The sequence below is a fragment of the Streptomyces carminius genome (assembly GCF_002794255.1).
GTDB lineage: Bacteria > Actinomycetota > Actinomycetes > Streptomycetales > Streptomycetaceae > Streptomyces > Streptomyces carminius.
The window spans coordinates 43,466-57,054 of the sequence record NZ_PGGW01000011.1 but is presented as its reverse complement, the minus strand read 5'-3'; the positions used below and the strand labels follow the sequence as shown (position 1 = coordinate 57,054).

Here is a 13,589-nt window from a genome sequence, read left to right as displayed (position 1 = left end):
GCGGCGAGCGCGGGCCCGGTGGGGGCGGGCCCGGTGGTGCGGGGTCCGGTGGTGAGGGACACGGCCGGTCACCCTCCCTGGGGGACGACGCGGAGGGCGGCCCGGTGCCACAGCCACCGGGTGAGCGCGGCCAGGACGACCACCCACATCACCTGCACCAGCAGCGCCCGCGGTGCCTCGGCGGGCGGGATGCGGCCGATGTAGAGGGAGAGCGGGGTGTTCAGCGTCGCCTGGAACGGCAGGAGGTCGCTCATCGTGCGGAACCACCCGGGGAAGAACCACAGCGGCGCGAAGGCGCCGGAGAGCAGATTCTGCGCGAACTGCACGATCTGCAGGGCGGCGTCGTCGCGCAGTGTCCAGAAGCACAGCAGGTCGGTGAGCGCCATGACGAAGTACAGGACGGTCTGCCCCAGCAGCACTCCGGCGGCGAAGGCGGCCGCCGCGGCGGCGGAGGCGGGCGGGGGCAGGACCCCGGCGGCGCGGCAGACCAGATAGCCGGCGATCACCCAGGCGAAGCCGTAGAGCTGGTCGCCCAGCGCGCGCAGCGCGTGGTAGCGGTGCGGCGGCACCGGTCGCAGGAACCAGTAGGCGATGGTGCCGAAGTGCAGGTGCTGCTGGACGGTGTCCCGTCCGAGGTGCCGGTTCAGGTCCCTCACGCGGGTGGCGAGCACGGCCAGGACCGCGTAGGCCACGGCCTGTTCGCGGTCGAGTCCGGCGACGGCGCCGTCGGTCTGCGCGTACAGCCCCCGCCACAGGAAGACCACCAGGAAGATCTGGACGGTCAGCCGGACGGCGGTGGCGGTGAGCCGGGGCGGGGAGCTCAGCTCGCCCAGCGGGGTGATGCGGGCCGCCCGCCAGGCGTGGCGGGCGGGGGCGCGGGCGGGGGCCGGAAGCGGGTCCGGAAGTGGGGCCGTCACCGGGCCGCGCCCCGTCCGGCGGGCTGGGCGGCGGCGCCGTCCCGGTGCCCGTCCCGCCCGTCCTGCTGGTCCGGCCCGTCCTGCCGCAGGTAGGCGGCGCGCATCACGTCCTCCAGATCGTTCTCCTCCAGCGCCAGGTCCGTCACCCGGTAGCGCTCGACGATCGCCCGCAGCGCCTGGTGGACGGTGGGCGGCGCGGCACCGCCGGTCCCGCCCGGGTCGTCGGGGCCGAACACCACGCGCGGCCCCTCCCGGCGCACCAGCCGGACGCCGGGCGGCAGGGCGGCCCCCGCGGTCCCGGCGGCCTCCGCCTCCACCGGGTCCAGCGTCGCGTGCACCTGCCAGGTGCCGCCATAGCGGCGGCGGATCTCCGCCAGCGTCCCGTCCAGCACGATGCGGCCGTGGTTGATCAGCACGACCCGTTCCGCGAGCCGGGCCACCTCGGTCGTGTCGTGGGTGGTGAGCAGGACGGTGCGGCCGCGCTGCTCCACCTGGTGCCGCAGGAAGGTGCGGACCTGCTCCTTGACCACCACGTCCATGCCGATGGTCGGCTCGTCCAGGAAGACCACCGGCGGGTCGTGCAGCAGCGCGGCGGCCAGGTCGCAGCGCACCCGCTGGCCGAGCGAGAGGTGCCGCACCCGGGTGTCCCAGAACTCCGACAACTCCAGCAGGGAATCGAACTCGGCGAGCCGGGTGCGGTGTTCGCCCTCCGGCACGCCGTAGATGTCCCGCAGGATCGCGAACGACTCGCGGGCGGGCAGATCCCACCACAGCTGGGTGCGCTGGCCGAAGACGGCGCCGATGTTGCGGGCGTTGCGCTCCCGCTGCCGGTACGGGACCACGCCCGCGACCCGCGCCTCGCCCGAGGTGGGGGTGAGGATGCCGGTGAGCATCTTGATCGTGGTGGACTTGCCGGCGCCGTTCGGCCCGAGAAGGGCGAGCAGTTGACCGCGTCCCACCTCGAAGGAGACGTCCCGTACGGCGGTCTTCTCCTCCCGCAGCGGGTCGACCAGGGACCGCAGGGCGCCGGTGAGCCCCGGCCGCCGGACGGTGGTCCGGAAGGTCCTGGTCAGTCCTCGGGCGACTATCCCGTCGGTCGTGTCCGGGTTGCCTGGCGGCGTTGTCAAGGCGTCTCCGTCCGTCGTGGCCCGCACGAGGCTGCCCGACCCGGGCCGGACGCGGCAAACGATTTCCGGTGGTGCGTCACCGCGCCCGCACCGGGCAGACGGTGCGGTATGAGGACTGCGAGAACACCGACTCCGGCGTCCGTGCGCGGCGGCGCGCGACGGGCCGCGAACAGCTCCGCGATGACGGCCGCCGCCCGCGGCGGGCTGGTCGCCTACGGCGTGATCTATCTGCTGGTCGGCCTGATAGCGCTGCGGATCGCCCTCGGCGACCCGGAGAGCCAGGCGGACAGCGGCGGCGCGCTGCGGGCGCTGGCCCAGCAGCCGTTCGGGAACTTCCTGGTGTGGGCGGTCGGCGTCGGGCTGGCCGCGCTGGCGCTGTGGCGGCTGTCGGAGGCGGTGCTGGGCGCGGCGCGCCCCGGTGGTCACAAGACGGAGGAACGGCTGCGGTCCACCGGACGGTTCCTGGTGCTCGCCGTGCTGTCCGCGTCCGCGCTCGCCTTCGCCGCGGGCAGCGGTGGCGGCGGCTCGTCCGACCGGCGGTCCGAGGACCTCACCGCCCGGGTGTTCGAACTGCCGGCGGGCCGCTGGCTGGTCGGCGCGGTGGGCCTGGCGACCGTCGTGCTCGGGGTGTGGAGCGGGGTGCGGGCGCTTCGCCGGGAGTACCGCAAGGAGCTGGGTCCGGTGCCGGCGCGCATGCGGCGCCCCGTGGACGTGCTGGGCGTGGCGGGCGGCATCGCGCGCGGGATCGTCTTCGCCGTGGCGGGCGGCTTCGTGGTGGTGGCGGCGGTGCGGTACGACGCGGACGAGGTGAAGGGCCTGGACGACTCCCTGCGCACCCTCGCAGGGACCCCGGCCGGCCCGTGGCTGCTGGCGGCGGTCGCCGTGGGGCTGGCGCTGTACGGGCTGCTGATGTTCGCGCTGGCCCGCTGGCACCGGGGCTGACCCCGGCACCGACCCGGCGGTCCCGGTTTCCGGCCCTCAGTGCGTGGGGAGGCCCGCGGGGCGGGCCGGGCGGCCGAAGCGCACGGGGACGCCGGGCGAGTACAGCACGCTCACCGGGTCTCCCTCCGGAGCGGGCAACCCCGCGGCGGCGATCAGGTCCTCCTCGCAGCGGATCAGCCGGGCCCGGTGCAGGGGCCAGCGCGGGTGGACGTTCGGCAGGTACGTCCCGCGCCCGAAGAAGGTGGTGTGCAGCCCCCAGCGGGCGGTGAGGAAGTGCTCCAGCGCGGTGGGCTCGCGGATCGCCTCGCCCACCTCGACGGTGATCGCGCTGTGCGCGCCGCGCGGGCCCGGCCGGCGCCGGGTGCCGGTGTAGGAGACGGTGTCGCCCTCGCGCCGGACACTCATCCGGGACCACACGTACGGCAGTCCGAAGAGGAACCGTCCGGCCACCACCGGGATCAGCCGGGAGGCGTCCAGCGAGCGGAAGACGACGCCGCGGCGGCCGCGTCCGTCCACCGAGTACAGGCGGACGTTGGTCTCGGGGAAGCTGCCCAGATACGGAATGCCGGGGAGCCGGAACCAGCCGACCTTGTGCATGCGGAAGGCGACGAGACCGACGTAGGTGGTCCCGTCGAGGGTGTCGGGCACGGTGCCGGGCGGCAGCAGCGGCGCCACGTCCGCCGGGTCCGCGACCCAGTGCAGGAAGGCCAGGTCGAGCCAGGACTGGGTGAGCAGCGGACGGGCGACGGAGCCGGCCGGATCGGCCGTTATCGGTTCCGGGTCCGGTTCCGGGTCACGTGGTGCGGAGGCCATGACATCAGCATCGCAGGGCGTTCCCGCCCCCCGGCGGCCGGTAGCCGGCCGGGGGACGGGAACGCGTACGGCTCATGGGCGGGCCGTGGACGGAAGCCGCGGGTTCACCTCAGGAGCACGGTGATCAGCGCGGCGGCGAGCAGGACAGCGACGGCCCAGCCCGCCGCGCCCCGGCGTCCCCCGAGGGGGGTGAAGGGGGCGGCAGGGAGTCGGACAGGGTCCTGGCCTGTTCGAGCATCTTCTCCCCCGCCCGGCACAGTCCCGTCCCCATCAGGTGCAGCGTCCAGCCGGCCACCGCCCGGGCCTCCCGCCGCAGTGCGCTGTCCGGCACCGGACGGTACGGCCGTGCCCGGTGCCGTGCCGGGGAGGGGGACGGGGGTGAGCTTCGGGGAACAGGGCCGTGGGTGGCGGCCCTGAAGGGCCGCCTGGATGTTCCTTCCCGAGTGGTAGGGACCCTGCTCCTCCACCGGCAGGGCACGCCCTGCCCCCCGGCCCGCCTCGGGGACCCCGAACTCGGCACCGCCGTGCACCGGGTGGTCCTCCGAGTCCGCCTCGAAGAACGACCGCACGGCCTCGGCGCAGGTACGGTGCACCCGGGTGAGAAGTTCCCCGGTGGCGTCGAAGTCCGGCCTGGTCCGGCAGACCACACCCTCGATCAGCGGGGTGCGGCGCGAGCCGTGCAGGACGTACTCCTCCTCCCTCCCGATGTCGGCTCCCCTGAGGTAGCCGATGCGGTAGAGCAGCCAGAGTGAGTCATCGCCCTTGTCCCGGTACTCCCGCAGGTAGACGACCTCGTCCGAGACCTCCCCGCTCGCGACGTCGGCCAGCAGGTGGTGCTGGCCGACGTCCAGCAGGAAGTCGGGGGCGACCACGATCCGGAAGCCGGTGCGGACCGAGCGGGTGATGACGAAAGGCCAGACCCGCGGACCGGAGGCGGCGGTGTCCGCCGTCATGACGCCTTCCCCAACACGCTCGACCCCGGGTGCGCCACCTCGAAATCGGCCAGTGTCGCCCGGAAGGACCTGACCAGACCGATCAGCGCCTCCTTCTCGGTACGGGCCTGCGTCACCCGCCCGCGCAGCCGGGCGACATCGTGCTCGATCTTCCGGTCGTACTCGGACACCTGCCGGTCCACGTAGTCCACCAGGGCGTCCAGCATGGTGTCCCGGACCACCCGCGCCGCCGGCGATGTCGCGGCCCTGGCCTGGAGGAACGCGCGTACCGCCGGGATCCTCTTCCGGAACGTCCTGAGCCGGTCGAGCTGGCTGGTGCGGCGGCGCAGCGCGTCGTCGTCCGGTCGTCCCGGCTGGGCCCGCTCCATGTCCTTGAGGGTCTTGTCGAAGAGATCGACCAGGACCGCCATCATCGGCACCTCGACGTTCTGCGGCCTGGGGAACCGGCCCTTCTTGATCATCGTCTCCCCGTCGGGGCCCGGTACGGCGAAGCCGGCGCCCAGGGAGCTGACGGGGATGAGGCGCAGCGCCCCGGCCTCCCCCGCACGGCGGAGCCGGTCCTCGAAGCAGGCCCTGAAGTCGTCGTGCTCCTGCAGGCGGTCCAGGACGGTGCCGACGGTGTGCCCGGCCGCCTCCAGCAGGTCCCACTTGGTGACCACGAAGTGCACGACGGCGTTGTTGCTCTGCAACGCGTTGAACACCGGGACGAGTTCGTCGACGAGCCGGTAGTCGCCGTCGAAGCACCGCAGCACCTTGACCCCGTCCAGCAGCACCAGGAGGAACTCCGACTTCCTGATGCGCTCCCAGACGTGCTTGCCGGTCTCCGTTTCCCCGCTCCCGGTCAGGTGCTCGCCGGCGAAGTCCAGGTAGCTGACGGTGAACGGGCTGAACACCCGCCCCTGGCCGGTCCGCACCGAGCAGGCGAACTCCCACTCGGGGGTGTGGGCCAGCAGGGTGGCCTCCGGCCAGGTGTCCGGGGCGACGATCTCCTGGTAGATGTTGTTCAGTTTCTTCGCCTGCTCCGGCGAGACCTGGACGAAGAAACCGACGTCGTCGCGCTGCATGGCCAGTCGCCGGAACAGACTGGCGAGATAGACGGTCTTCCCCGATTCCTTCGGTCCGACGACGGTGACAGGAATGGCTGTCATGTGCTGCCTCACTGCTGTGGCGGTGCTTCCTCTTCCCACCGGAGAGCCGGGAGGCCGCCGAACGGCGGTCTCCCGGATTACCCCCTGGACCAGTAGAGCGTCCCGGCGCCGGGCGAATCCCGTCCCAGTGCGGGTTCACCGGATCTTCCGCGGGACGCGGTCCGGAACGCCCGGCCGGGGGTGAGCGGTCCGTACGACGCGGGCCGGCCGTACCGCCGCTCCCTCCTCCTCCCCGTCCCGGTCGGCGATCTCCCGCAGGCCGGGGACCGAGCGCACGGTGATCCGGCGGCGGCCGGAGGTGATGACGCCTGCCTCCGAGAGTTCCCGGAGCGCGTGGTGCACCCTGCGCTCCCGCGCCCCGACCAGTCCGCTCCACTCCGCCTGGGTCAGCGCCGGCCTGACCACCAGTCCGTCCGGACCGGGTGTCCCGTACCGCTCGACCAGGTCCAGTACGGCGCGGGCGAGGCGGGCGACCACCGGCCCGCGCACGAGGCGGGTGCGCCGGATCGCGGTGCGGTGGCGATGGGCCAGGGTCCGGTGGACGGCCGGCGCGGCGGCCGGGTGCCCGGCGACCCAGCGCAGCCACTCCTCCTGCGATATCCGCCGGACGAGCATCTGCTGGGCCGCGGTGACCGTGGCGGACCGGGGCCCGCCGTCGAACGCGGAGGTCTCCCCCACCACATCCCCGGGCGCCCGGACGTCCACCAGCAGGGGGAGGCCCTCGGCGTCCGCCGTGGTGATCTTGGCGAAGCCGTCGAGCAGCAGCACGACGAAGGTGCCGGGGGCCCCGCTCAGGTACATGAGCTCGTCCCGTGCGCAGACCCGCGCGGTCCCGGCCCGCTCCAGGGCCAGCCGGGCCGGGCCGGAGGGCCCCGCCTCCGTCCGCTCCAGCTCGGCCAGCAGGGTACCGGCGGCCCAGCCCCCGCCCGCGACGCGGCGGACTCCCGCCCCTGTGCCGGAAGCAGCCTCGGAAACCAAGAATTCGCCCCTTTTCTCAAGTTGTCCGATGTAGGCACATAATCAGCCATCATCACCACCCGGAAACCCGAAAGGAACGATCCGCGCGAAGAATGAACTGAAATTTCCGATGCGATCAATATGTGCAAGAAAAGGGTCAGCCAACACTCTCTGGTTGTTCTTTTCTTTTTCTTCGTGACAACAGGGTTCCACTCGAAGAGCGCCCCCGCACCATGGCTGCGGCACCCCGGCACCCCGGCACCTCGTTCCACGGCGGTGAGACACCGAGCACCGCGCGCGCCCACCGGGAGCGGTGTGCCGGCCGAGCGGGGCCGGTGACCCGCCCCGCCTACCCGTTCCAGGCGGGGTGGCGGGGGTCGTCGGTGCGGACCACCACGTCGGCCGTCTCGCCCGGCCGCGTCTCGTCCTCGTAGCGGGCGAACGCCGGCAGCGTCCACCGCTCCGCCTCCGGGGTGCGGCGGGCCAGGGCGGCGGGGGTGAGCCGCAGGTGGACCGCCAGGTCCAGCGGGAAGCCGCGGCCCAGCAGCAGCGGCCCGTCGAGCAGCAGGACGCCGCCGGGCGGCAGGGTGGTGTACGGGCTGCGGGTGGCGCGGTCGGTGGCCGGGTCCCACAGGTCGGGCAGCACCCGCCCGGTGCCGTCCGGGCCGAGCGGCCCGAACACCTCCCGCCACAGGGCGCCGTCGTCCAGCCACAGGTCGTAGTAGGCGTCCGGGTCCCGCCGGCCGTACTCCAGACGCAGCGAGGCGGGCCGCAGGAAGCCGTGCGCGCTCACCCGGTGCACCGGGCGGCCGCGCAGCCGCAGCGCATCGGCGAGGGCGTCCGCCCGCTCCCCGGGCCGGGCGGCCGGGGCCCCGTCGAGCGCCACCCGCGGCCAGGGCGAACCGTCGTGCGTGGCGGTGGCCGTGACGCGGTCGGCGAGGGCGTCGGTCAGCCGGGGCCAGGTGACGGGGCGGAAGCCGGGGCGGGCGCGGTCGGTCATGAGGGCAGCACAGCACATCCGGTGGAAGAGGGCGAGGAGGGCTGGGAGGACTGGGAGGGCGAGGACGGTGAGGAGGTGGAGGGCGGGACGGCCGGAAAACCGTTTGCGGGTTCCCGGTGGGCCTCGTAGCGTCGTCGTCGGCCCTGTCGTCGTCGATCGGAGAAGGCCGTTGCTCGTCTGAGGTCATGAGACACCGGACCGCGGGAGACCATGCTCCGCGCGCTGTCCGCCTGTGCGACGACCTCGGGCTGTGAGCCGCCCTTCCGGACCTGACGCGTCCGCTCCGGGGCTTCTCCGTTTCCGCCGGGCCCCGCGCCCGCCGCCCCGCCCGCCGACTGCCCTCGGGGTCCGGTCGCCGCACGGCGTCCCGGTGTCTCCACGTGTTGCCCCCTCCCTCCCCCCGAGAGCAGCCGGAGACCCGCATGCCACTTTCCTCCCCCTCCCCCGCCCCGTCCGCCGCGTCCGTCGTCTGCGCCGGAGTGCACTTCGCCTGGCCCGACGGCACCCGTGTCCTGACCGACTTCCACCTGTCCGTCACGCCCGGCCGCACCGGTCTGGTGGGCCTCAACGGCGCCGGGAAGTCCACGCTGCTGAAGCTCATCGCGGGCGAACTGACCCCGGCGCGGGGGTCGGTGCGCACCACCGGCGAGTTCGGCCACCTGCCGCAGAACGTCCGGCACTCCGCCGAACTGCGGGTGGAGCAGGTCCTGGGTGTCGCCGAGGCCCGGGCCGCGCTGCACGCCATCGAGAACGGCGACGCGAGCGAGGAGAACTTCACCGCCGTCGGCGACGACTGGGACGTCGAGGAACGCTCCCGAGCCGTCCTGGACCAGCTCGGCCTGGAGCACATCGGGCTGGACCGCGCCCTCGGCGAGGTCTCCGGCGGGGAGGCCGTCCTGCTGCGGCTGGCCGCGCTGCTGCTGGCCCGGCCGGAGATCCTGCTGCTGGACGAGCCGACCAACAACCTCGACCTGGCCGCGCGCCACCGGCTGTACGCCGCCGTCGACACCTGGCCCGGGGTGCTGATCGTGGTCAGCCACGACCGCGAGCTGCTGCGCCGGGTCGACCGGATCGCCGAGCTGCGCGACGGCGAGGTCCGCTGGTACGGCGGGAACATCGACGACTACGAGGCGGCGCTGGAGGTGGAGCAGGAGGCTGCCGAGCGGACGGTCCGCGCGGCCGGGGCCGATCTGCGGCGGCAGAGGCGCGAGCTGGCCGAGGCGCACGAGAAGCTGGCCAAACGGGTGCGCTACGGCGACAGGATGTACGCCGCCAAGCGCGAACCGAAGATCGTGATGGGCGCCCGCAAACGCGCGGCGCAGGTGTCGGCGGGCAAGCACCGCATCCTGCACGAGGAGCGGCTGAAGGAGGCCCGGGAGCGGCTGGACGAGGCCGCCGGGGCGGTGCGGGACGACGACGAGATCCGGATCGACCTGCCGCGCACCGCCGTGCCGCGCGGCCGTACCGTGCTGACCCTGCGCGGGGTGGAGCTGCGCTGCGGGGTCCGCGCCGGGCTGGACCTGCACGGGCCGGAGCGTATCGCCCTGGTCGGGCCGAACGGGGCGGGCAAGACCACACTGTTGCGCACGGTCGCCGGGGAGCTGACGCCGGTGGCAGGCGAGGCGGTGGCCCATGTCCCGGTGCGGTACCTGCCGCAGCGGCTGGACGTGCTGGACGACGATCTGACGATCGCGCAGAACGTCGCCCGGTTCGCCCCCCGGGCGACCGACAACCACATCCGGGCCCGGCTGGCGCGCTTCCTGTTCCGGGGGGCGCGGGCGGAGCAGCGGGCCGGGACGCTCTCCGGCGGCGAGCGCTTCCGGGCGGCGCTGGCGGCACTGCTGCTGGCCGAGCCGGCGCCGCAGCTCCTGATGCTGGACGAACCGACCAACAACCTGGACCTGGCCAGTGTCCGGCAGCTCACCGGTGCGCTGGCGGGGTACGAGGGCGCGCTGATCGTGGCCGGCCACGACATCCCGTTCCTGCGGGACATCGGGATCACGCGCTGGCTGCGGTTGGCGGACGGGGAGCTGCGGGAGGTCGATCCACTGTGAGCCGGCCCGTTGTGAACTCACCCGGGCGAGCGGTCAGTTGAAGGTGATGCCGCCGTGGATCTCGTCGGCCTGGACGACCGGGCCGCCGACCGTGGCGCCGCCGGAGACGGTGTTGTGGACGGTGCGGGACCGGTCGGTGCCGGTCAGCCGTACGTCCGCCCGGACGCCGTCCCCGTGGGTGGCGGCCCAGCGGCACAGCCGGTCGGCGAACTCCTCGTCGGTGCGGGCGAGACGGACGATCCGGCCGGTGAGTGCCTCGGGGTCGGCGGGGAGGACGGCGTCGTCGGGGGCGTCGTCCTCGGCACCGCCATCGGCACCGTCGGCGGCACCGCGTCCCGTGGCCCGCCGCACCAGGTCGGCCAGGGATTCCCAGGCGCGCCGCGCCGCCTCGGTGGCGGCTCCCCCGACCGCGGCGGAGGCGGCGGCGGTGGCGAGGGCGAGGGCCGTCTCGACGTCCATGGCACGACGGTAGCGGGGCACCGGCGGTTCCCGCCATGCCGCACCGGGGTGCCCTCCTCCCTCCGCGCCCGTCGGCGGTACGGCGGGCGGCCGGGCTACGGTTTGCGGCCCACGCCGCAGTAGAGGGCGACCTCCTCGGGCGGCTCCCCCGTCGGGGTGGGCTCCGGCCGCCACCGCGAGCAGGACACGATGCCCGGTTCCAGCACCTCCAGCCCGTCGAAGAACCGCGCGATCTCCCCAGGGGTGCGCTGGAGCAGCTTCGGTGTGCCGACGCTGTTCCAGTACTCGACCGCCGCGTCCATGTGCTCCATGCCGGGCGCGGTGACGGTGTGCGACAGCACCAGGTAGCTGCCGGAGGGCACCGCGTCCATGAGCTGCCGCACGATCGCGCGGGCCCGGTCGTCGTCGTGGACGAACATCACGATGCCCAGCAGCATGACCGCGGTGGGCCGGGTGAGGTCCAGCGTCCTGGCCGCCTCGCGCAGGATGGTGTCGGGGTCGTGCAGGTCGGCGTCGAGGTAGTCGGTGGCGCCCTCGGGGGTGGAGGTGAGCAGGGCGCGGGCGTGGGCCAGCACGATGGGGTCGTTGTCGGTGTAGACGATGCGGGATTCCGGGGCGATGCGCTGGGCGACCTCGTGGGTGTTGTCGGTGGTCGGCAGCCCGGTGCCGATGTCGAGGAACTGCCGGATGCCGACCTCGCCCGTCAGATGGGTCACCGCGCGGCCCAGGAACGCCCGGTCCGCGCGGGCGTAGTCGGTGATGCCGGGGTGGATGGTGCGGATGTGGTCGCCGGCGGCCTGGTCGACCCCGTAGTGGTTCTTGCCCCCCAGCCAGTAGTCCCATATCCGGGCCGAGTGCGCGACGGTCGTGTCGATCCGGGAGTGCGCGGCGTCCGCGGCGTCTTCGGGGGAACCGGTGGGTTCGGAGGTCGGGATGCCCGCCACGGGGTCTCCTTGTCGGGTCGGGTGGACTCGGGGGACGGAGCCGACGGCCCGTCAGGGGTGCGGCAGAAGCTTATGCCCCCGGCCGGCCCGGGCGGGCCCCTTCAGGGGCGTTCGGTCCTTTCGGGCACCGTGAGCAGCCGGCGGGTCAGCTCCCCGAGCCCGTCCTCCGTCCGCGCCCGGTCCTCCTCGGGGACGGCGGTGCGGCGGAAGCGGTGCGAGGAGAGCAGCGAGAGCAGCCACCAGGCGCCGGTGGCAGGATCGACGGCCGGGTCGATCTCCCCCGCCCGCCGGCCCTCGGCCAGGACCGCCGCCAGTTCCGCGGCGATACGCCGGGTGCCGTGCCGGTACGCCTCGGCGATGCGGGGTTCCTCGGTGAGCGCGGCGGCGTCGGCCAGCAGGGCGCCCAGGGTGCCGCGCTCGTGCATCCGGTCGAAGTGGCCGGGGGCCAGGAGGTGCTCCAGGAGGGTGGCCGCCGAGCCCTGGCAGCAGGTCACCAGTTCCTCGCGCACGGTGGCGCCCAGCCGTTCCGCGGCCCGGTCGAGCACGGCTGCGTACAGCGCGGCCTTGGAACCGAAGTTCTGGAAGACCACCGGTTCGCTCACCCCGACCCGGGCGGCGATCTCGGCCGTCCGGCCGCGGCGGTAGCCGGCGTCGGCGAAGACGGCGGTGGCGGCGTCCAGGATCGACGCCCTGCGGTCGGCCGCGTTCAGCCGGGTACGGCGGGGCGCGGCGGCGGGTTCCTGCTGTTGCACCGCCTCATCGTAGCCGCCGCCTTGCCCGACAACTTAGCGGCGACTAAGCTCGGCAGTGTTCTTAGTCATCACTAAGTTATTGGGGGAACACCATGACCCGCACCGGGAACCGCACCGGAGGCGACAGCCCCGGTCTCCTCATCACCCATCCCCGGCGCTACGAGCTGTTCAGCTCTCTCGCCCTGCCGCTGGTGCGCCGCCGGCTGTTCGCCCGGCTCGCCGAACGGGCCGGGACGGAGCCCGGCGACCGTGTCCTGGACATCGGCTGCGGCACGGGCGCGCTGACCCGCGCGGTCGCCGCGACCGTCACACCCGGCGGCGGCGTGCTGGGGCTGGACCCGGCACCGCAGATGGTGGAGTACGCCCGCCGCCGCGCGGCACGCCGGGGCGAGCACAGCGAGTTCACCGTGGGCGCGGCCCAGGAGATCGACGCCGCGGACGGCTCGTTCGACGCCGTCGTCACCAGCTTCGCCGTCCACCACGTCCGCCGGGACGCGCGCGGGCGCGCCTTCGCCGAGATGTTCCGCGTGCTGCGCCCCGGAGGGCGGCTGCTGGTGGCCGACTTCCGCGCCCACGCCGGGCACTACGAGGAGATGATCACCGCGGCGGGCTTCACGGACCCGGCCCGGGGCCGGGTTCGTCCCCTGGCCCACTGGATCACCGCCATCCGCCCCTGACCCGGCGGCGGCCGGTTTCACAACACCGGTGCGACAGCGATACTGACGCACATGATGGACACGGCTGCCTCCCTGACCGTCGACGAGCTGGCCGCCCGCGCCGGGGTGACCGTCCGCACGGTCCGCTTCTACTCCACCCGGGGACTGCTGCCGCCGCCCGAGATCGGGCCCCGCCGGGTGGGGCGCTACGGCCCCGGCCATCTGGCCCGGCTGGCGCTGATAGCGGAGCTGCGGCGGCAGGGGATGACGCTGGCGGCCGTCGAGCGTTACCTGCGGCGGCTGCCGCCCGGCCTCGGTCCGGAGGAGCTGGCCGTCCACCGGGCCCGGGTGGCCTCCTGGGCGCCGGACACCGAGCGGGAGACCACCCGGGAGGCGCTGGAGCGGCGGGCCGGGCGGGAGCTGACCGAGGACGACATCGACCGGCTGGCGGTGACGGGGGTCCTCACCCGCACCGGGGACCCGGACGTCTTCCGGGTCGATCCCGGCACCCTGGAGCTGGGGGTGCGGCTGCTGGAGCTGCCCGTTCCGCTGGAGACGCTCCGCGCGGCGCGCTCGGTCGTCCTGGCGCACAGCCGGGCCGCGGCCCGCGAGCTGAGCAGGCTGTTCAAGGAGGAGGTGTGGGATCCCTACCGGTTGCGGGAGGAGGACCCGGAGCGGGTGGAGACCGTGCGGGAGCTGTCGGCCCATATGCAGCCGGTGGTGGTGCAGGCGCTGGTGACCGCCTTCCAGCGGTCGATGCGCGAGGAGCTGCGGGCCTCCTTCCCCGGCGAGGGGTGATCCCGGCGACGGGCGGTCCGGACCGCCCGGGGAACGGCAGGCTGCGGCTCCCGGCGCCGGAGGCCGGAT

At 74.1% G+C, this 13,589-nt stretch carries 14 protein-coding genes; 4 read left to right on the top strand and 10 right to left on the bottom strand.

Going from position 1 to position 13,589, the window contains the following annotated elements; translation table 11 throughout:
- Positions 1–68: 68 nt before the first annotated feature.
- On the bottom strand, positions 69–917 hold the full coding sequence (locus CUT44_RS03185; RefSeq protein WP_100200577.1) for an ABC transporter permease: 849 nt from the start codon (positions 915–917) through the stop codon (positions 69–71).
- A complete protein-coding gene (locus tag CUT44_RS03180) occupies positions 914–2,044 on the bottom strand; it encodes an ABC transporter ATP-binding protein (RefSeq protein ID WP_233221194.1) in 1,131 nt (376 codons plus the stop codon). The genes CUT44_RS03185 and CUT44_RS03180 overlap by 4 nt, the downstream gene beginning before the upstream one ends.
- A 180-nt stretch (positions 2,045–2,224) precedes the next feature.
- Between CUT44_RS03180 and CUT44_RS03175 the strand changes: the two genes are divergently transcribed.
- Positions 2,225–2,986, top strand: a complete 762-nt coding sequence (locus tag CUT44_RS03175) for a DUF1206 domain-containing protein (protein ID WP_233221193.1) — start codon at positions 2,225–2,227, stop codon at positions 2,984–2,986.
- Between the two features lie 36 nt (positions 2,987–3,022).
- Here CUT44_RS03175 and CUT44_RS03170 read toward each other — a convergent pair whose 3' ends face one another.
- The 5 genes from CUT44_RS03170 to CUT44_RS03150 all read right to left on the bottom strand — a co-directional run bounded on the left by CUT44_RS03170 (position 3,023) and on the right by CUT44_RS03150 (position 7,857).
- On the bottom strand, positions 3,023–3,799 hold the full coding sequence (locus CUT44_RS03170) for a YqjF family protein (RefSeq protein ID WP_100200575.1): 777 nt from the start codon (positions 3,797–3,799) through the stop codon (positions 3,023–3,025).
- A 104-nt stretch (positions 3,800–3,903) separates the two neighbouring features.
- Positions 3,904–4,752, bottom strand: coding sequence for a hypothetical protein (locus CUT44_RS03165; RefSeq protein WP_100200574.1), 849 nt, complete (start codon positions 4,750–4,752; stop codon positions 3,904–3,906).
- On the bottom strand, positions 4,749–5,900 hold the full coding sequence (locus CUT44_RS03160; protein WP_100200573.1) for a hypothetical protein: 1,152 nt from the start codon (positions 5,898–5,900) through the stop codon (positions 4,749–4,751). The genes CUT44_RS03165 and CUT44_RS03160 overlap by 4 nt, the downstream gene beginning before the upstream one ends.
- Positions 5,901–6,035: 135 nt before the next feature.
- Complete coding sequence (locus tag CUT44_RS03155) at positions 6,036–6,878, bottom strand: Crp/Fnr family transcriptional regulator (protein ID WP_100200572.1); 843 nt, start codon at positions 6,876–6,878, stop codon at positions 6,036–6,038.
- 328 nt (positions 6,879–7,206) lie between these two features.
- The gene (locus tag CUT44_RS03150) at positions 7,207–7,857 is read right to left on the bottom strand and encodes a nucleoside/nucleotide kinase family protein (protein ID WP_100200571.1); all 651 of its coding nucleotides are present in this window, start codon (positions 7,855–7,857) and stop codon (positions 7,207–7,209) included.
- Positions 7,858–8,279: 422 nt separating this feature from the next.
- On the opposite strand from CUT44_RS03150, the gene CUT44_RS03145 reads away from it, so the two are divergent.
- Positions 8,280–9,911, top strand: a complete 1,632-nt coding sequence (locus CUT44_RS03145) for an ABC-F family ATP-binding cassette domain-containing protein (protein ID WP_100200570.1) — start codon at positions 8,280–8,282, stop codon at positions 9,909–9,911.
- Positions 9,912–9,944: 33 nt separating this feature from the next.
- Here the strand turns inward: CUT44_RS03145 and CUT44_RS03140 are convergent, their stop codons facing one another.
- The 3 genes from CUT44_RS03140 to CUT44_RS03130 all read right to left on the bottom strand — a co-directional run bounded on the left by CUT44_RS03140 (position 9,945) and on the right by CUT44_RS03130 (position 12,066).
- Positions 9,945–10,370, bottom strand: coding sequence for a hypothetical protein (locus CUT44_RS03140; protein WP_100200569.1), 426 nt, complete (start codon positions 10,368–10,370; stop codon positions 9,945–9,947).
- A 95-nt stretch (positions 10,371–10,465) separates the two neighbouring features.
- Positions 10,466–11,305, bottom strand: coding sequence for an SAM-dependent methyltransferase (locus CUT44_RS03135; RefSeq protein WP_199185598.1), 840 nt, complete (start codon positions 11,303–11,305; stop codon positions 10,466–10,468).
- Between the two features lie 110 nt (positions 11,306–11,415).
- Positions 11,416–12,066 (bottom strand): TetR/AcrR family transcriptional regulator, encoded by a 651-nt coding sequence (locus tag CUT44_RS03130; RefSeq protein WP_100200567.1) that lies wholly within the window; start codon positions 12,064–12,066, stop codon positions 11,416–11,418.
- Positions 12,067–12,158: 92 nt separating this feature from the next.
- Here CUT44_RS03130 and CUT44_RS03125 point away from each other — a divergent pair, with 92 nt between their 5' ends.
- Together CUT44_RS03125 and CUT44_RS03120 are read left to right on the top strand one after the other, a co-directional pair.
- A complete protein-coding gene (locus tag CUT44_RS03125; RefSeq protein WP_199185586.1) occupies positions 12,159–12,743 on the top strand; it encodes a class I SAM-dependent methyltransferase in 585 nt (194 codons plus the stop codon).
- Positions 12,744–12,794: 51 nt separating this feature from the next.
- Entirely contained in the window at positions 12,795–13,520 is a 726-nt protein-coding gene (locus CUT44_RS03120; RefSeq protein ID WP_100200566.1) for a MerR family transcriptional regulator, read from the top strand.
- Positions 13,521–13,589 lie beyond the last annotated feature (69 nt).